This window comes from Pseudoxanthomonas sp. CCNWLW251 (genome assembly GCF_037402255.1).
In the GTDB taxonomy this organism is placed as follows: Bacteria; Pseudomonadota; Gammaproteobacteria; order Xanthomonadales; family Xanthomonadaceae; genus Pseudoxanthomonas_A.
Map to the genome: position 1 here is coordinate 543618 of NZ_JBBEGA010000001.1, position 18717 is coordinate 562334.

The window sequence follows — 18717 nt, forward strand, 5'->3', positions numbered from 1 at the left end:
AAAAAGCCGAGTGTATTCTGCGAGCCGCGGCGTTACGCCGCCGTGGCGGGTCCCGCTTGCCACGCCCTCGCACTCCCACCCCGTCATCCCAGCGCAAGCTGGGATCCATTCTGACTTTCGCGCAGTCCCGCAGGATCCCAGACAGAAGCAAGTTGGATCCCAGCGTACGCTGGGATGACGGGCAAGCGCTGGTCATGCCATCCGCGACCTGCCACCCGCTTCCAACTTGCCACCCGTTCTCCTGCAACGCCCGTTGACGTTCCAGGACTCCTCCACCGTCATCCCGGCGCAAGCCGGGATCCATTTTGACTTTCGCGTAATCCCACAGGATCCAGGACAGAAGCAAGTTGGATCCCGGCCTACGCTGGGATGACGGGCAAGCGCTGCGACGTGCCATCGGCGACCCGCCCCTCCTCCTCCCGATTGCTATCCGTTCTCCTGCAACGCCAGTTGCACGTCGCGCTGGCGACGCTTCTCCTCGCGATACATGAACCACCAGCCCAGGAATGCCGCCACGCTGACCACCAGGATCATCAAGGTGGCGAGCGCATTGATCTTCGGGCTCAGGCCCCGCCGCACCGACGAGAACACCTCGATCGGCAATGTGGTCGAACTCGGACCGGCGACGAAGCTGGCGATCACCACATCGTCCAGCGACAGCGTGAAGGCGAGCAGCCAGCCGGACACCAGGGCGGGCGCGATGATGGGCAACGTGATCAGGAAGAACACCTTGATGCGGTTGGCACCCAGGTCCATCGCGGCTTCCTCCAGCGACTTGTCCAGTTCCGACAGGCGCGAGGACACGACGACGGTGACGAAGGCCAGGGTGAACGTGACGTGCGCGATCCAGATCGACAGGATGCCGCCCGGCTTGAAGCCTATGAATTGCCCTAGCGACACGAACATCAGCAGGATCGACAGGCCGATGATCACCTCCGGCATCACCAGCGGCGCGGTGATCAGCGCACCGAACAGCGTCTTGCCGGGGAAACGGCGCATGCGGGTCATCACCAGCGCCGCCATCGTGCCCAGTACCACCGCGGCACTGGCGGTCCAGAACGCCACCTTGATGCTGATCCAGGCGGCACGCAGCATCTTCTCGTCGCGGAACAGCTCGCCGTACCACTTGAACGAGAAGCCCGACCACACCGTGGCCAGGCGCGACTCGTTGAAGGAGTACACCATCAGGATGAAGACCGGCACGTACAGGAAAGCGAAACCCAGCCCGAGCACCACCCAGTTGACGGTACGTTGTCCGACGCGGCTCATGTCAGCCTCCCTTCCAGCTCGCGTTGCTGTACGCGGTTGAAGATCAGGATGGGGACCAGCAGCAGGATCAGCATGACGATGGCCACCGCCGACGCCGCGGGCCAGTCGCGGTTGTTGAAGAACTCGCCCCACAGCACGCGGCCGATCATCAGCGTGTCCGGGCCACCGAGCAGTTCGGGAATCACGAATTCCCCCACCGCCGGGATCATCACCAGCATGCACCCCGCGATGATGCCGGCCTTGGACAGGGGCAGCGTGATGGTGAAGAACGCCTTCCAGGGTTTCGCACCCAGGTCGTAGGCGGCCTCCAGCAGGCGGTTGTCGTGCTTCACCAGGTTGGTGTACAGCGGCAACACCATGAACGGCAGGTAGCAGTAGACGATGCCGATGTACGCCGCGAGCGGGGTGTACAGGATCTGCAGGGGCTCGTCGATGATGCCGATCTTCATCAGCAGGTTGTTGAGCAGGCCGTTGTTCTTGAGGATGCCGATCCATGCGTAGACGCGGATCAGGAACGACGTCCACGACGGCAGCACCACCAGCATCATCGCGATGTTGCGCGACGACGGTGGCAGGCGTGCGATGACGTAGGCGATCGGATACGCCACCAGCAGCGCGAGGAAGGTGGAGATGGCGGCGATCTTGATCGAGCTCAGATACGCCTGGATGTACTGCGAGTCGGTGAACAGCGCGGTGTAGTTGCCCAGGTTGAGCTTGAGCGTCAACGCCTCGTCGATGTACTCGAGGATGGGCGTATACGGCGGCATCGCGATCGCCAGCTTGGCGAAGGAGATCTTCAGCACGATCAGGAACGGGATGGCGAAGAACAGCAGCAGCCACACGTAGGGCACCGAGATGACGCCCCAGCGCGGCCCCGGCAGGCGCTTGCCCAGGGAACGGAGGATGTTCATGAGGTCAGCACCACGCCGTCGTTGTCGCCCCACCACACCCAGACTTCGTCGTTCCAGGTCAGGCCTTCGCTGGCCCAGCGCTGCACGTTGGCGAAGTTGGCCATGAACTTGTACCCGCTCGGCAGGCGCACGTGGTATACCGAGTGGCTGCCGAAATAGGCGATGTCCTCGATCACGCCCTTCGCCTTGTTGTGCGGCTGTTCGGGTTCCTGCTTGCCGATGCCCAGCTTTTCCGGCCGTACCGCGAAGCCGACCTCCTGTCCTTCGAAGCCCGAGATGCCATGGCCGATGTAGATCGGATCCGGCAGCTGCGGCGAACGGATGGTGACGTAGTCGGCTTCGTCTTCCTCCACCACGCCTTCGATCAGGTTGACCGAGCCGATGAACTCGGCAGCGAAGCGGCTGGTGGGTTGCTCGTAGATTTCGTCCGGCGTGCCGACCTGGCGGATCCAGCCCTGGTCCATCAGCGCGATGCGGGTGGCCATGGTCATGGCCTCTTCCTGGTCGTGGGTGACCATCACGCAGGTCACGCCCGACTTCTCGATGATGCTCACCAGTTCCAGTTGCATCTGCGAGCGCAGCTTCTTGTCCAGCGCGCCCATCGGTTCGTCCAGCAGCAACAGCTTCGGGCCCTTCGCCAGCGAGCGCGCCAGCGCGACGCGCTGTTGCTGGCCACCGGACAACTGGTGCGGTTTGCGTTTGGCCAGTTTGCCCAGCTGTACCAGCGCCAGCATCTCCTCCACGCGCTTCCTGATCGCGTCCTTCGACAGGCCGTCCTGCTTCAGGCCGAAGGCGATGTTCTGCTCGACCGTCATGTGCGGGAACAGCGCGTAGGACTGGAACATCATGTTGAGCGGCCGCTCGTACGGCGGCAGGTCGTTGAGCAGTTGCCCGTCCAGGTAGATCTTGCCGGACGAGGGCTTCTCGAAACCGGCGAGGCATCGCAGCAGCGTCGACTTGCCGCTGCCCGATCCACCCAGCAACGCGAAGATCTCGCCCTTGCGGATCGTCAGGTTGGTGTCGTCCACGGCGACGAAGCCGTCGAACTCCTTGCGCACATCGACGATGCGCAGGTACTCCTGCGGGTTCGCCTTGCCGCCCTGCCCCGCGTCCTTGCCGCCGTTGCCCTGTTCTGCCGCCATGGAATTCCCCTGGTCGCCGGACCGCGTGGGCGCCGGCCATCTATATATCGCGTGGGTCCGCCGGACACCGGCACGGGCATCGCCCGTACCGGCCGCGGCGCTTACTTGCCGGTCTTCAGTTCCGTCCAGATGCGGGTGTACTGGCGGTCCACTTCCGGCGGGATGATGGCGAAGGTGAACAGCTTGGCTTCCACCTCGGGCGTGGGATAGATCGTCGGATCTTCCGTGATCGTCTTCTCCATCAGGTCCTTCGCCTTGGGGATCGCGTTCGGATAGCTGATGAAGTTCGAATTGTTCGCCATCACCTGCGGGTCGAGCAGGTAGTTGATGAAGGCATAGGCCTCATCGATGTGCTTGGCGCCCTTCGGGATGGCCAGCATGTCGAACCATTGCGGCGCGCCTTCCTTCGGGATGGCATAGGCGATGTTGACGCCGTTGCCCGCTTCAGCGGCGCGGTCGCGCGCCTGGATGATGTCACCCGACCAGCCCACGACCAGGCAGGTATCGCCATTGGCCATCGCGTCGATGTACTGCGAGGAATGGAAATTGGTGATGTACGGGCGGATCGTCTTCAGCAGCGCGGCGGCCTTGTCGATCACCGCCGCGTCCTGGCTGTTGGGATCCTCGCCCAGGTAGTTGAGCGCGATCGGGATGATCTCCGAAGGCGTATCCAGGAAGGTCACGCCGCAGTCCTTCAGCTTGGAAATGTTCTCGGGCTTGAACACGATGTCCAGGCTGTTGGCGATGTCGGTGTTGCCGAAGGCCGCCTTCACCTTGTCGACGTTGTAGCCGATGCCGGTGGTCCCCCACATGTAGGGGATCGCATGCTGGTTGCCGGGGTCCTGGTTCTCCAGCCGCTTCATGATGGCCGGGTCGAGGTTGGCGTAGTTGGGGATCTTGCTCTTGTCCAGCGGCAGGAACACGCCGGCCTGGATCTGCCGGCCGAGGAAATTCATCGTCGGCACCACCACGTCGTAACCGCTGCTGCCCGCCAGCAGCTTGGTTTCCAGCACCTCGTTGCTGTCGAACACGTCGTAGGTCACCTTGATGCCGGTGCTCTTCTCGAAGTTCGGGATGGTGTCTTCGGCGATGTAGTCGGACCAGTTGTAGACGTTGACCTGCTTGGCGCCGCCGGTGTCGGTGCCGCCTTCCCCGGCGGATTTTCCGCCGCATGCGGCGAGGGTGCACAGGGCCAGGGTGGTTGCCAGTACGCGCAGTTTCATCAATCTCTCTCCGTTCGGCCCGCAAGGGCGGCTTGATGTGGTCCCGTACCGGCCTGGGGCCGCCGCGGGCATGCTGTCATTGCAATGGCCTGTTCCGTGCCGGCGTTGCTCCCCTTCTCCCCTCCCCTGTGTCGCCACCCGCTCCCGTGGGTGACGCCACGATGACGAAGGGCGCGTCCGTCATGGCCCGCGCCCTCGTGTGTGTCAGCGTCCGGTCTTCAGCTCCGTCCAGATGCGCGTGTACTGGCGATCCACTTCCGGCGGCAGCACCGCGAAGGTGAACAGTTTTGCGTCCACGTCCGCCGGCGGATAGATCGTCGGATCATCCGCGATGCTTTTCTCGACCAGCGGCCGGGACGCCGGCACCGGGTTCGGATAGGTCACGTAGTTGGTGTTCGCCGCCGCCACCTTCGGGTCGAGCAGGTAGTTGATGAAGGCGTAGGCGTTGTCGACATTCTTCGCATCCTTCGGGATGGCCAGCATGTCGAACCACTGCGGCGCGCCTTCCTTCGGGATCGAGTACGCCACGTTGACGCCGTTGCCCGCTTCGGCGGCGCGGTCGCGCGCCTGGATGATGTCGCCCGACCAGCCCACCACCAGGCAGACATCGCCGTTGGCCAGATCGTTGATGTACGAGGAAGAGTGGAAGTTGCGGATATACGGGCGAATCGACTTCAGCAGCGCCGCCGCCTTGTCGATGGTGGCCGGATCGAAACTGTGCGGATCTTCGCCCAGGTAGTTCAGCGCAATCGGGATCAGCTCCGACGGCGTGTCCAGCACGGTGATACCGCAATCCTTCAGCTTGGCCGCGTTCTCCGGCTTGAATACCACGTCCCAGCTGCCGGTCACGGCGGTGTCGCCGAAGATGGCCTTGATCTTGTCGACGTTGTAGCCGATGCCGCTGGTACCCCAGAGGTAGGGCACGGCGTACTGGTTGCCCGGGTCCTGCAGCGCGATGCGCTCGAGCATCTTCGGGTCGAGGTTCTTCAGGTTCGGGAGCTTGCTCTTGTCCAGCGGCAGGAACACACCGGCCTGGATCTGCCGTCCCAGGAAGCTCAGCGATGGCACCACCACGTCGTAACCACTGCTGCCGGCCAGCAGCTTGGTCTCGACCATCTCGTCGCTGTCGAACACGTCGTAGGTGACCTTGACGCCCGACTGCTGCTCGAAGTTCGGGATCGTGTCCTCGGCGATGTAGTCGGACCAGTTGTAGACATTGAGGGTCTTCGAGGGCGCGTCGGCGGTGGCCTGCCCGTCCTTGCCGCCACAGGCTGCCAGCACGGCGGCGGCCAGCATGACGGTGAGGGTCTTGAGCTTCATCGGGGTCTCCATGGAATCAGGATCGGGGGATGGAAACATCATACGCCCGGGCCGCGACGCCGTGACGCAGCGCACGCATCGCGGCGAGGCCTCACAGCCCCAGATCGTCGGCGGTGTCGTTGAGCGCCTTCCATGTCTTGTCGAACAGCTCGTCCACCTGCGTACGGGTGATCACCAGCGGGGGCGACAGCAGCATCGCGTCCCAGGTGGCGCGCAGGATCAGCCCGTGCCTGAGCGCGTGGTCGCGACAGCGAGGACCGACGGTGCCGCGCTCGGGGAAGAACGCGCGCTTGCGCTTGTCCGGCACCAGTTCCAGCGCGCCGACCATGCCGGCGATGCGCGCCTGCCCGACCAGCCGGTGTTCGCCCAGCTCGGCCCAGCGCTGCGCCAGGTAGGGCGCGACCTCGGTCTTCGCGCGCTCGACGATCTTTTCGTCCTGGAGAATGCGGATGTTCTCCAGTGCCACCGCCGCGCACACCGGGTGGCCCGAGTACGTGGCCCCGTGCGCCAGTTCGCCGCCCTGCTCCTTCAGCACCTTGGCCACGCGGTCGTTGAACATCGCCGCGCCCAGCGGGATGTAGCCGGAGGTGATGCCCTTGGCCACCGGCATGATGTCCGGCTGGAAGCCGAAGTACTGGGAACCGAACCACTCGCCGGTGCGGCCGAAACCGCAGATCACTTCGTCGGCCACCAGCAGCACGTCGTACTTGCGGCAGATGCGCTCGATCTCGGGCCAGTAGGTCTTCGGCGGAATGTAGACACCGATGGCACCCATGATGGGCTCGCCGATGAAGGCGGCCACGCGGTCCGGGCCGAGTTCGAGGATCTTGTCCTCCAGTCGGCGTGCGGCAACCAGCCCGTACTCGTCCTCGTCCATGTCGCCGCCGTCGGCGAACCAGAACGGAGGATCGATGTGGTGGATGTCGGGGATCGGCAACCCGCCCTGCTTGTGCATGCCCTTCATGCCACCGAGGCTGGCGCCAGCCATGGTGGTGCCGTGGTAGCCATCGTGGCGGCCGATGAAGATGTTCTTCTGCGGCTTGTCCTGCACGGCCCAGAAATGGCGGACCAGGCGCAGGATGGTGTCGTTGGCCTCCGACCCGGAATTGACGAAGAAGGAGTGATTGAGATCGCCCGGCGCCAGCTCGGCCAGCTTCGCCGCCAGTGCGATCGTCGGCTCGGTGGTGCACTGGAAGAAGCTGTTGTAGTAGGCCAGCTGCGTCATCTGCTTCGATGCGGCCTCGCCCAGCTCCGTGCGCCCATACCCGATGTTGACGCACCACAGGCCGGCGAAGGCGTCGAGCAGCTGGTTGCCTTCCGCATCCCACACGTAGCAGCCCTCGCCCTTGGTGAGGATGCGCGTGCCTTTCTTCGCCAGCGCGGCGTTGTCGTTGAACGGATGCAGGTGGTGCTCGGCATCGAGCTTCTGCAGGGTGCGGGTGTCGAGTTGGTTCATACACGCTCCAATGATTGAGCCCCTCTCCCATTGGGAGAGGGGTTGGGGTGAGGGTCCGGCAGAACCATCGGCGGTGAACCATCCCGATGCCGCCGTACCCTCATCCGGCGCTTCGCGCCACCTTCTCCCGGCGGGAGAAGGGAACAGCATTCAGACGTTCAACAACAGGAACTCCCGCTCCCACGAACTGATCACGCGGAAGAAGGTCTCGTATTCCTTGCGCTTCACCGACACGTAGGCACGCACGAAACGCGCGCCCATCAGGTCCTGCAGCGGCTTGCAGCCTTCCAGTTCGTCCAGCGCCTCGCCCAGCGAGCGCGGCAGCTCGAAGCCGATGTCCTGCGCACTGCTGGACAGCGGTTCGGTCGGCTTGAGCTGTTCGCGGATGCCCAGCAGGCCGCAGGCCAGCGTGCCGGCCATGGCGAGATACGGATTGGCATCGGAACCGGCGAAGCGGCTTTCCACCCGCATGTTTTCCGGCGTGTCCATCGGTACGCGCAGGCCGCAGGTACGGTTGTCGTAACCCCACTGCACGTTGATCGGCGCCACCTGACCCAGCGCCAGCCGCCGGTAGGAGTTGACGTTGGGACCGAAGAACGCCATCGCCATCGGCACGTACTTCTGCAGGCCGCCCAGGTAATGGCCGAACAGCTTGCTGCCCTTGCCCTCGGTCTTGCCGGTGAACACGTTGCGGCCGGTCTTCACGTCCAGCAGGCTCTGGTGGATATGCATGGCGCTGCCGGGTTCGTTCTCCATCGGCTTTGCCAGGAAGGTGGCATACACGCCATGGCGCATCGCCGCTTCGCGCATCGTGCGCTTGAACAGGAACACTTGGTCGGCGCGCGACAGGGCATCGTCGTGGGTGAAGTTGACTTCCAGCTGCGCGGCGCCGGATTCGTGGATCAGCGTATCCACGTCCAGTTCCATCGCATCGCAGTAGTCGTACATCAGGTCAAGGATGGGGTCGAATTCGTTGACCGCATCGATGGAGTACGACTGCCGCGCGGTTTCGGGACGGCCCGAGCGGCCGGCGGGTGGCAGCAGCGGGAAATCAGGATCGGTGTTCTTCTGCACCAGGAAGAACTCCAGCTCCGGTGCCACTACCGGCCGCAGCCCTTCCTTTTCATAGGCGGCCAGCACGCGCCGCAGCACGTTGCGCGGGGCCAGGTCGTGCGGCTTGCCATCCTTGGTGTGGCAGTCATGGATCACCTGCGCGGTAGGGTCGGTGGCCCATGGGACCATGCGGACGGTGTCGGGGTCGGGCCGCAGGAACATGTCCGAGTCCGACGGCGAGGTCAGCTCGTAATAGTCGTCGGGGTAATCGCCGGTGACGGTGGTGGCGAAGATGCCCTCGGGCAGGCGCGTACCGTAGTCATGGCTGAACTTGTCGGCGGGGATGATCTTGCCGCGCGCGATGCCGGTGATGTCGGGTACCAGGCACTCGACCTCGGTGATGCTGCGCTCTTTCAGCCAGCGGCGCAGTGAACTCTCGGAAGGCTCGGCGGCGGCGGCTTTCTTTCGCTGTGTCTGTTTCTGGCTCATGGGGAACACGGTCCTGGGAAGGGAGGCACCGGCGCGGGACGGCCGGCGACATTGGACACGGGCGCTTCAGCGCCCGCCCTCCCATGGCGGTGGATGCCGCCGCTTCATGCCACGCCTCCGCGCCCTGCCGCACGGGCGCGACAGGCGTCGCCGAATGCGCGGAAAAGCGCAAGGTAGAACGGGTTTTCGGCGACCTTCCATTCGGGGTGCCACTGCACGGCCAGCATGAAGGCGGCGCCGTCGTGGCGGAACGCCTCGATCAGTCCATCCGGCGCCTGCGCTTCTACTACCAGCCCTTCGCCCAGGCGGCGAACGCCCTGGCCATGCAGCGAATTGACGGTGGCACGCGTGTCACCGACCAGCGTGGCCAGCACGCCACCCGGCACCAGCGCGATGTCGTGCGCAGGACCGTACTGCACGTCCAGCGGATCGTCCCTGTTCTCGCGATGATCCATGAAGCCGGGCTGCTCGTGTACTTTCTGGTACAGGCTGCCCCCGAAGGCGACGTTGACCTCCTGGAAGCCGCGGCAGATCGCCAGCACCGGCACACCCATCTCGATCGCCAGCGGGATCAGCGGCAGGTTGGTGGCATCGCGGCGGGGATCCAGCAGGTTGCCTTCGTAGCTGGATTCGTCGCTGTAATGATGCGGTTCGATATTGCTGACCGCGCCGGTCAGCAGCAGGCCATCGAGGCCCTCCAGCACCTGGCGCAGTGGCAGCACCGGGTCCAGCGTGGGCACCAGCAGCGGCAGGCAGCCGGCCCCGTCGACCACCGCGCGCACATATTTCTCGCCGACAGCGAGGAAGGGATGTGCACCGATTTGCTTGTGGTCGGTCGGCAGACCGACCCGCGGCAGCGGGGTCATGCAGGAAGCCCGAAGTGGCTTGCAGGCAAGTTAACCCGGCCGTTTTATTTTTACAACACGACACGCCAGGATGGCGTTTTCGGCGCCGATATGGTGCGCTGCGGCACCAATTTCGGGCATTTCATTGACCTGGAGGAATTCAGGCGTTGAGTATTCTTGACGCACCGGCAGCTCTGCTAAGCTGCCCGCAGCCTCCAGGAACACCATCATGCGCCCCGATTCCGCCGCGCCTTCCCTGCCTGTCGACGACGCCGCCACGCTGGCCTCGATCCCCGATTGCGAGCAGATCGACCTGCTGCTGCCGGACATGAACGGCCTGCTGCGCGGCAAACGCGTTACCCGTGATGCACTGGAGAAGGTGTACCGCGACGGCGTGTGCCTGCCGATGTCGCTGATCGCCACCGACATCACCGGCAATACCGTGGAGGAAACCGGCCTGGGCTACGACATCGGCGACGAGGACCGCGTGTGCCGGCCCGTGCCGGGTTCGCTGCGGCCGGTGCCGTGGTCGCCACGCCCGGCTGCGCAACTGTTGTTGAGCATGGAGGATGCGCAGGGCGGCATGTTCGAGGCCAATCCACGCGAAGTGCTCAGGCGCGTGCTGGCGCGTTACGCCGCGCGCGGGCTGAAGCCGGTGGTGGCGGTGGAACTGGAGTTCTACCTGTTCGACCAGCGCATGGATGACGCCGGCCGCCCACGCACCTCGATCAATCCGGCGACCGGCCAGCGCAACACCAGCACGCAGGTCTACTACATGGAAGACCTCAACGACTACCGGGGCTTCACCGATGCGGTGGCCGCCATCTGCCGGGCGCAGCGCATTCCCGCCGACACGGCGGTGGCCGAGTACGCGCCGGGACAGTTCGAGATCAACCTCAAGCACCGCGACGACGCCCTGCTCGCCTGCGACGATGCCATCTACCTGAAGCGCGCGATCAAGGCCGCCGCGCAGCAGCAGGGGCTGATGGCCAGCTTCATGGCCAAGCCGTTCGCCGAGCAGGCCGGCAGCGGCATGCACATCCACGCCAGCGTGCTGGATGCCGAGGGCCGCAACATCTTCGCCTCGCCGCCTTCAGCACCGGCAGAGGCCCTGAAGCACGCCATCGGCGGCCTGCAACGCAGCGACCAGGACTGCCTGCTGCTGTTCGCACCGCATGCCAACAGCTACCGCCGCTTCGTGCTGAATGCGTTCGTGCCGCTCAACGACGTGTGGGGCTACAACAACCGCACCGTCGCCATGCGCATCCCGCACAGCGACGAAGCCAACACGCGCATCGAGCACCGCATCGCCGGTGCCGATGCCAACATCTACCTGGTCACCGCCGCAGTGCTCGCCGGCATGCTGCACGGCATGGAGGAGGGTTTCGACCCCGGTCCGCCGGTGACCGGCAACGCCTACGACCAGACCGAGATCCGCACCCCGTTCTGGCGCGAGGCCATCGGATCGTTCATGGGCAGCGAGTTCATCCGCGCGCAGTTCGGCACGTCGTTCCAGCACATCTACGGCCAGCAGAAGCTCAAGGAGATGCACAGCTTCTATACCGAGGTGACGGATCTGGAGTACGCGTGGTACCTGCGGTCGGTGTGAGACGAATGTCGCGCGCTCTTCCAGCCGTCATTCCGGCGGACGCCGGGCTCTCGACCGCCGAACGGCGGGTCATCCATCTTGCTCTCGCTGCTGCCGGACACCGAAACAGCAACGTGGATTCCGGCGTCCGCCGGAATGACGGCAGGGGAACGTCATGACCGTCTCCCCCGGCATGTCCTATCCCGACAGCTGGTACGCCGCCAGCGCCACGCCATTACCTGCGCAACCGGTGCTGCAGGGGCGCGTGGACGCCGATGTCTGCATCCTCGGCGCCGGCTACACCGGCCTGTCGGCAGCTCTGGAACTGGCGGAAGCCGGCTACAGGGTCGTCGTGCTGGAAGCCGAGCGCATCGGCTGGGGCGCGTCGGGGCGCAACGGCGGGCAGGCGATCGCCGGTTTCAGCTGCGGCGAAGCGAAGCTGGAAGCGCTGGTCGGTTTCGACGACGCGAAGAAGATGTTCGACCTGTCGCTGGACGGCCTGCGCTGGCTGCGGGGTCGCATCGACCGGCACGGGATCGACTGCGATTGGCGCGATGGCCACGCCACCGTGCCGATCAAGCCGCGCCAACAGCGCGAGGTCGAGCACGCGATCGAGGACTTCAACACACGCTACGGCCATCCCGTGCAGTGGTGGAACCGCGAGCGCCTGCGTGCCGAGTTGGCCAGTGACCGCTACCTGGGCGCGATGTACGACCCGCTGAGCGGCCACCTGCATCCGCTCGCCTATGCGCTTGGCCTGGGCCGTGCGGCGCTGGCCGCCGGCGCGCGGATCTTCGAAGGCTCGCGCGTCATCCAACTGGTCCGTGGTGCGCGACCCGTGCTGAAGACCGCCCGCGGCGAAGTCGTCTGCGACACGGTCATCCTCGCCGGCAACGCGCTGCTGCGCGGCATCACACCCGAACTGGAATCGCGGATGATGCCGGTCGGCACCTACATCGCCGCCACGCCGCCGCTGGGCGAGGCGCGTGCGCGCGGGCTGATCCGCAACGACATGGCCGTGGCCGACACCAACTGGGCGCTGGACTACTTCCGTCTTGGCCGCGACCATCGCCTGCTGTTCGGTGGGCGCGCGAGCTACTCGACGATGACGCCACCCAACCTGCGCGGCGTGATGACGCGGCGCATGCATCGCGTCTTCCCGCAGTTGCGCGACGTGGGCATCGAGTATCTGTGGGGCGGAATGATCGACATATCCCTCAACCGTGCCCCGCACTGGGGCCGGCTGGCGCCGAACCTGTACTTCGCGCAGGGCTTCTCGGGCCATGGCGTGATCGCCGCCGGGCTGGCCGGTACCGTGATCGCCGAAGCTATCCGCGGACAGACCGAACGGCTGGACCTGTTCGCCAGGATCCGCCATCACCCCTTCCCCGGCGGACGCGCCCTGCGCACCCCGCTCCTGGTCGCCGCGATGGCCTGGTACAAGCTTCGCGACGCCCTCTGGTGACGCCGCTGCACGCGCCGGTTTTCGTGACGGCGCTCTCAAGTCCGTCACGGAGCGGCCGATAACGGGTACATGGATACCCCGTGGCGCCGATGACGATGCCGACACCCCTGCGTGTTCCAACCGCCCCTGCAAGCAATTCGCCCCTGCCACAACGCATCCTGGTGGTGGAGAACTCGCGCACGCATGCGCGGCTGATCGGCGAGGCCATCGAGCAGAAACTCAGTCTCCCGGTGGTCTATGCCTCGACCCTCGGCGAGGCGCGCGCGACGCTGGAGAAGCATCCGGACTGGTTCATGGTGGTCACCAGCCTGGTGCTGGCCGACGGCAGCCACGACGAGGTGGTGGAGTTCTTCCTCTCGCGCCACTTGCCCACGGTGGTGGTGAGCGGCGTTTACGACGACGGCCTGCGCGAACAGGTGCTGCGACGGCAGGTCGTGGACTACGTACTCAAGAACACGCCGGGCAGCATCGATTACCTGGTCTGGCTGGTGCAGCGGCTGGAACGCAATCGCCGCATCGCCGCGCTGATCGTCGACGACTCGCGCTCGGCCCGTCAGCATGCGGCGGCGCTGCTGTCGATGTACGGTTTCCGCGTGGTGGAAGCGGCGGATGGAGAGGCCGGCCTGGCGATGCTGGATGCCAACCCGGACATCCGTCTGGCCATCGTCGACCAGGAAATGCCCGGCATGAAGGGGCATGAGTTCACCCGTCGCCTGCGTGCACGGCATGCGCGCGACCACCTGGCGATCATCGGCATTTCGGGCACCAGCGATGGCAGCCTGGTGCCGCGCTTCCTCAAGAGCGGCGCCAACGACTTCCTGCACAAGCCCTTCTCGCGCGAAGAATTCTTCTGCCGCGTCTCGCAGAACATCGACCAGCTGGAACTGATTGGCACGCTGCAGGACCTGGCCACGCGCGACTTCCTCACCGGCCTGCCCAACCGCCGCCACTTCCTGGCCGAATGCCACGCACTGCTGCCCAATACGTTGGGACGGCAGCAGTCGGTGACGTCGGCGATCGTCGATATCGACCACTTCAAGCACATCAACGACACCTACGGCCACGAAGCCGGCGACGTGGCGCTCAAGGCGGTGGCCCAGACCATCGCCCGTCACGCCGGCACGCAGGATCTGGTCGCCCGTTTCGGCGGCGAGGAGTTCTGTGCACTGGTGCCCTACCTGGGTGAAAGCGAAGCGGTGGAGTATTTCGAATCGCTGCGCACCGCGATAGAAGCGCTGGAAGTCGACATCGGCAGCCACAAGCTGCGCATGACGGTCAGCATCGGCGTCTTCCGGACGCGTTTCCCGGGCCAGACGCTCAATCACCTGCTCAGCGAAGCCGATCGACGCCTCTACCTGGCAAAGGCGGGTGGGCGGAACCGGGTGGTGTCCAGCGGCTGAGGGGCGTCGCTCTTGTGTAGGAGCGAGGTGAGTCGCGACCGCAAGGTCGATACAACCGCGTCGGGTCGACGCTGAAAAAGTGGGCACAACGCGGGGAATGACGTCGGCAGAACCCGAGTCTGCCGAATCCGTTGGGTCTATGGTCGCGACTCACGTCGCTCCTACAACGGCCAACCTCTTCTGCGACCACCTGTCGCGGCATTGATCCCGATCAATGCCGCGACACAGGCGCACACCTAGATTGCCCCTGCATTCCGGCATCCGCCGGCAGGGGACACGCTCATGACACTGCTGATCTGGCAGGACGACATGGATACGGGCATCGACATCATCGATGGCCAGCACCGCCGCATCGTGGAGATGATCAACCACCTGCACATCACCCAGAAGTCGATGGAACGCTTCGCCGTGGCCGAGGTGATCGATGAACTGGTCGACTACACGCTGTCGCACTTCGCATTCGAGGAGGAACTGATGGAGGAAGCGGGCTATCCCTTCAGTGCTGCGCACAAGCGCGTGCATGAAGTGTTCACCAAGCGCGTTTCCGAATACCGCCTGCGCTTCGAGGCCGGCGAGGACATCGTGGACGAATTGCGCAGCATGCTGTCGCGCTGGCTGTTCAACCACATCCGCAACGACGACAAGGCCTACGCGGATTCCGTGAAGCGCCATCTCAACCAGTTCGTGAAGGACCACCAGCAGGGCGGTTGGCTGAGCCGCACCGTGAAGCGACTGTTCGGCTAGCGTGCACCGCGCGCGCTCACCCGCATCGCACGGCCCCGCACATGGCGCACGCTACCTGCGGCGCGGCATCACCAGCAGCGCCAGCAATGTCAGTACCGCCATCGCGGCCAGATACCCGCCCACCGATGCCAGGCCATAGCGTTCGCCGAGGCGCGTAGCGATGTAGGGCGCGGGCGACGCGCCCAGGATGCCCGCAAGGTTGAATGCCAGCGACGCGCCGGTATAGCGCACCGCCGTGGGAAACATCTCCGCGAGGATCGTACCGCAGGGACCGTAGGTCAGCCCCATCGCGCCCAGCCCCAGCGCCAGGAACGCGAGCACGCCGAGGTCGCTGCCGGATTCCAGCAGCGGGGCGAAAACGAACCCGAAACCGATGATCAGCAGCGTGGCCACGATCATCGCGTTGCGACGCCCGAAGCGGTCGGCATACAGTGCGGACAGCGGAATCGTCAGCGCGAAGAACAGCACGCCGACCATCTGCAGCAGCAGGAAATGCTCGCGCGAGTAGCCCAGCTTCGACGTGCCCCAGCTCAGCGCGAACACGGTCATCAGATAGAACAGCACGAACGTCGCCACCAGCGCGAACGTTCCGGTCAGCAGCGCAAAGGGATGTTCGCGCACCGTGGTGAGCATCGGCACCTTGACGCGCTCGTCGCGATCCAGCGCCTTCTGGAAATCGGGTGTCTCGGTGATCCGCAGCCGCACCCACAGACCGACGAAGACCAGCGCCGCACTGGCGACGAACGGGATGCGCCAACCCCATGCCAGGAATTGCGCGTCCGTCATCACCTGGGTCAGCAGCAGGAAGATGCCGGTGGAGCAGAGGAAGCCGATCGGCGCACCGAGTTGCGGGAACATGCCGTACCACGCACGCTTTCCGGGCGGCGCGTTCTCCGTCGCCAGCAACACGGCGCCACCCCACTCGCCGCCCAGGCCGATGCCTTGTCCCAGCCGGCACAACGCCAACAGCATCGGCGCCATGATGCCGACCTGTGCGTAGGTCGGCAGCAGGCCGATTACCACCGTCGAGATGCCCATCGTCAGCAGCGCCGCCACCAGCGTCGCCTTGCGCCCCACGCGGTCGCCGAAGTGCCCGAACAACGCCGAGCCCACCGGCCGCGCGATGAACGCCAGTGCGAAGGTCGCGAACGACTGCAGCGTGGCCGTCGTCGGATCGCTCTGCGGGAAGAACAGGTGCGGAAACACCAGTACCGCCGCCGTGGCGTAGATGTAGAAATCGAAGAATTCGATGGTGGTGCCGATCAGACTGGCGAACAGCACGCGGCCGGGGGAGTTGGTGGGCGTGGAAGCGGCGGCGCTGGCGGTCATGGAGTAGCCGATCGGTGGGTCGGGGCGATTCTGGCAGAACCACAAGCCGAGGTGCTTGCTGGGACTTCCCTCTCCCCGCCTGCGGGGAGAGGGTGCCGAAGGCGGGTGAGGGGCGAACGGAGATGCGAGAGCTGCGCGCCCGGCTCATTGCCGCGCCCGCCCCTCATCCGCCCTCCGGGCACCTTCTCCCCGCTTGCGGGGAGAAGGAACAGCATGTCTTCCGCCTCGCGGGGAGAAAGAACAGCGTGGCCCCCGCTTGCCGGGAGAAAGAGTACCTCGTCAGCTCCCCAGATTGATCCACGTCGCCTTGATCTCCGTGTACTTGTCGAAGGCATGCAACGACTTGTCGCGGCCGTTGCCGGACTGCTTGTAGCCCCCGAACGGCGCGGTCATGTCGCCGCCGTCCCAGTAGTTCACCCACACGCTGCCCGCACGCAACTTGCGTGCCACGCGGTGCGCGCGGCTGATGTCGCGCGTCCACACGCCCGCCGCCAGCCCGTACTCGCTGTCGTTGGCCATGCGCAGCGCTTCTTCCTCGCTGTCGAACGCGATCACCGACAGGACCGGCCCGAAGATCTCCTCGCGGCTGATCGTGTGCTCGTGCGCCACGTCGTCGAACACGGTCGGCTCCAGATAGCAGCCGCCGGCTTCCACGTCGGCTCGGCGGCCGCCCAGCGCCAGCCGCGCGCCCTCGGCCTTGCCTTTCTCGATGTAGTCCAGCACGCGCTGCGTCTGGCCTTCGTCGACCATCGCGCCCATCGGCGCGCCGGGATCGAGCGGGTGGCGCGGCCGCATGGCCTTGCCCGCCTCGACCACGCGGGCGACGAACTCATCCTTGATCGATCGCTCCACCAGCAGGCGCGAGGCTGCGGTGCAGACTTCGCCCTGGTTGTAGAAGATGCCGCCCGCCGCGGCCTTCGCCGCCACGTCCAGGTCGTGCGCGTCGGCGAACACGATGTTGGGGCTCTTGCCGCCGCATTCCATGTACGCGCGCTTCATGTTCGACAGGCCCGCACACTGCAACAGGCGCTTGCCGACTGCCGTGGAGCCGGTGAACACCAGTCCGTCCACGTCCATGTGCAGCGCCAGCGGCTCGCCGGCGGTCTTGCCGAAGCCCGGTACCACGTTGAGCACCCCCGCCGGGATGCCGGCTTCGATCGCGAGCTCGGCCAGGCGGATCGCGGTCAGCGGCGATTTCTCCGACGGCTTCAGCACGATGGAGTTGCCCATCGCCAGCGCCGGGGCGAGCTTCCACGACGCCATCAGCAGCGGGAAGTTCCACGGCACGATTGCGCCGATGACACCCAACGGTTCGCGCGTCACCAGGCCCAACTCGTCCTGGCCGGTGGCGGCGACTTCGCCATATACCTTGTCCAGTGCTTCGGCGGTCCATCCCATGCAACGGATGGTGGCGGCGATATCGACGCTGCGCGCGTCGCTGACCGGCTTGCCCATGTCGAGCGATTCCAGCAGCGCCAGCTCGTCCGCATGCTGTTCGATCAACTGGGTGAGCTTGAGCAGCACTTTCTTGCGATGCGTCGGCCGCGCGTTGGACCACGCGCCTGCATCGAAGCTGCGTCGCGCGGCGGCGACGGCGCGGTTGATGTCCTCTTCCTGCCCATCGGCGACCCGGCCCAGCACGCGCCCGTCGATCGGGCTGACGCAGTCGAAGGTCTTGCCCGAGGCGGCATCGACGTACTTGCCGTCGATGAAGGCCTGCGTGCGGATCGACAGCGTGCCGGCCATCGCTTGCCAGTCCTGTTGCGTGCGGGGGTTGCTCATGGAAGCTCCTGGCTGTGTTCCCTTCTCCCACCGGGAGAAGGTGGCGCGAAGCGCCGGACGAGGGTGCGGTGGGGTCCGTGATGCCGGCACTGCGCTGGCTTCGCCGCACCCTCACCCCGACCCCTCTCCCGGTGGGAGAGGGGATCAAACGATCAAAACGTCGCCGGCGTATTCGCGCTGACGATCACCGCATCTTCTTCACCGACATTGCGGAAACGGTGCGGCGTGCGGCTTTCGAAGTAATAGCCCTCTCCGGCCTTCAGCACGCGCACCTGGTCGCCGACGGTGACCTCGACTTCGCCTGCGATCACCACCCCGCCCTCCTCGCCGTCGTGCGCCAGCATGCTGTCGCCGGTATCGCTGCCCGGCGGCATCACTTCGCGCAGGATGCACATCTGGCGCTGCGGGCGGTGCTGGCCGATGAGGAAGTAGTGGATGCCGTTGCTGCCCACGTCCGGCAATTCGTCGGCCACATAGAACGGGCTGTCGGGCAGCCCCTTTTCCAGGTCGAGCGTGAAGAAGTCGGCCAGCGAAATGGGGATGCCGTCCAGCACCTTCTTCAACGAGCTCACCGACGGGCTGACCTTGTTCTGCTCGATCAGCGAAATGGTGCTGTTGGTGACGCCCACGCGCTTGGCCAGCTCGCGCTGGCTGAGGCTTTTGGATTTGCGGACCAGTTGCAGGCGTGCGCCGATGTCCAT

The 18717-nt window shown here is 65.4% G+C and carries 16 protein-coding genes; 4 read left to right on the forward strand and 12 right to left on the reverse strand.

Annotated elements, in window-relative coordinates; all coding sequences use genetic code 11:
* Positions 1–426: 426 nt before the first annotated feature.
* From WBN46_RS02600 to WBN46_RS02640, 9 genes are all read right to left on the reverse strand, one after another.
* Complete coding sequence (locus WBN46_RS02600; protein WP_277729202.1) at positions 427–1269, reverse strand: ABC transporter permease subunit; 843 nt, start codon at positions 1267–1269, stop codon at positions 427–429.
* Positions 1266–2180: an ABC transporter permease subunit gene (locus tag WBN46_RS02605; protein WP_192200706.1), complete on the reverse strand. Its 915-nt coding sequence runs from the start codon at positions 2178–2180 to the stop codon at positions 1266–1268. Before WBN46_RS02605 ends, WBN46_RS02600 begins: the two co-directional genes overlap by 4 nt.
* Positions 2177–3322 carry a polyamine ABC transporter ATP-binding protein gene (gene potA / locus WBN46_RS02610; protein ID WP_298124188.1) on the reverse strand — a complete coding sequence of 382 codons (1146 nt, stop codon included), beginning with the start codon at positions 3320–3322 and terminating at the stop codon, positions 2177–2179. Before potA ends, WBN46_RS02605 begins: the two co-directional genes overlap by 4 nt.
* A 101-nt stretch (positions 3323–3423) precedes the next feature.
* Entirely contained in the window at positions 3424–4545 is a 1122-nt protein-coding gene (locus WBN46_RS02615; protein WP_337730187.1) for a polyamine ABC transporter substrate-binding protein, read from the reverse strand.
* A gap of 204 nt (positions 4546–4749) precedes the next feature.
* A complete protein-coding gene (locus WBN46_RS02620) occupies positions 4750–5865 on the reverse strand; it encodes a polyamine ABC transporter substrate-binding protein (protein ID WP_337730188.1) in 1116 nt (371 codons plus the stop codon).
* Positions 5866–5956: 91 nt separating this feature from the next.
* On the reverse strand, positions 5957–7321 hold the full coding sequence (locus WBN46_RS02625) for an aspartate aminotransferase family protein (RefSeq protein ID WP_337730189.1): 1365 nt from the start codon (positions 7319–7321) through the stop codon (positions 5957–5959).
* Between the two features lie 150 nt (positions 7322–7471).
* Positions 7472–8863, reverse strand: a complete 1392-nt coding sequence (locus WBN46_RS02630; RefSeq protein WP_337730190.1) for a glutamine synthetase family protein — start codon at positions 8861–8863, stop codon at positions 7472–7474.
* A 104-nt stretch (positions 8864–8967) separates the two neighbouring features.
* The gene (locus WBN46_RS02635; RefSeq protein ID WP_337730191.1) at positions 8968–9729 is read right to left on the reverse strand and encodes a gamma-glutamyl-gamma-aminobutyrate hydrolase family protein; all 762 of its coding nucleotides are present in this window, start codon (positions 9727–9729) and stop codon (positions 8968–8970) included.
* Positions 9730–9759: 30 nt separating this feature from the next.
* The gene (locus WBN46_RS02640) at positions 9760–9939 is read right to left on the reverse strand and encodes a hypothetical protein (RefSeq protein WP_192200699.1); all 180 of its coding nucleotides are present in this window, start codon (positions 9937–9939) and stop codon (positions 9760–9762) included.
* Here WBN46_RS02640 and WBN46_RS02645 point away from each other — a divergent pair.
* The 4 genes from WBN46_RS02645 (at position 9938) to WBN46_RS02660 (ending at position 14905) form a co-directional block, all read left to right on the forward strand.
* Positions 9938–11317, forward strand: a complete 1380-nt coding sequence (locus WBN46_RS02645) for a glutamine synthetase family protein (RefSeq protein ID WP_337730192.1) — start codon at positions 9938–9940, stop codon at positions 11315–11317. The genes WBN46_RS02640 and WBN46_RS02645 overlap by 2 nt on opposite strands.
* Before the next feature lie 154 nt (positions 11318–11471).
* On the forward strand, positions 11472–12761 hold the full coding sequence (locus WBN46_RS02650; protein ID WP_337730193.1) for an FAD-binding oxidoreductase: 1290 nt from the start codon (positions 11472–11474) through the stop codon (positions 12759–12761).
* A gap of 95 nt (positions 12762–12856) precedes the next feature.
* Positions 12857–14161 (forward strand): diguanylate cyclase, encoded by a 1305-nt coding sequence (locus tag WBN46_RS02655; RefSeq protein WP_337730194.1) that lies wholly within the window; start codon positions 12857–12859, stop codon positions 14159–14161.
* 282 nt (positions 14162–14443) lie between these two features.
* Entirely contained in the window at positions 14444–14905 is a 462-nt protein-coding gene (locus WBN46_RS02660; RefSeq protein ID WP_337730195.1) for a bacteriohemerythrin, read from the forward strand.
* 51 nt (positions 14906–14956) lie between these two features.
* Here the strand turns inward: WBN46_RS02660 and WBN46_RS02665 are convergent, their stop codons facing one another.
* The 3 genes from WBN46_RS02665 to WBN46_RS02675 all read right to left on the reverse strand — a co-directional run bounded on the left by WBN46_RS02665 (position 14957) and on the right by WBN46_RS02675 (position 18717).
* Positions 14957–16234, reverse strand: a complete 1278-nt coding sequence (locus tag WBN46_RS02665; RefSeq protein ID WP_337730196.1) for an MFS transporter — start codon at positions 16232–16234, stop codon at positions 14957–14959.
* Positions 16235–16513: 279 nt separating this feature from the next.
* Positions 16514–18016 carry an aldehyde dehydrogenase gene (locus WBN46_RS02670; protein WP_337730197.1) on the reverse strand — a complete coding sequence of 501 codons (1503 nt, stop codon included), beginning with the start codon at positions 18014–18016 and terminating at the stop codon, positions 16514–16516.
* Positions 18017–18168: 152 nt separating this feature from the next.
* The gene (locus WBN46_RS02675) at positions 18169–18717 is read right to left on the reverse strand and encodes a cupin domain-containing protein (protein WP_337730198.1); all 549 of its coding nucleotides are present in this window, start codon (positions 18715–18717) and stop codon (positions 18169–18171) included.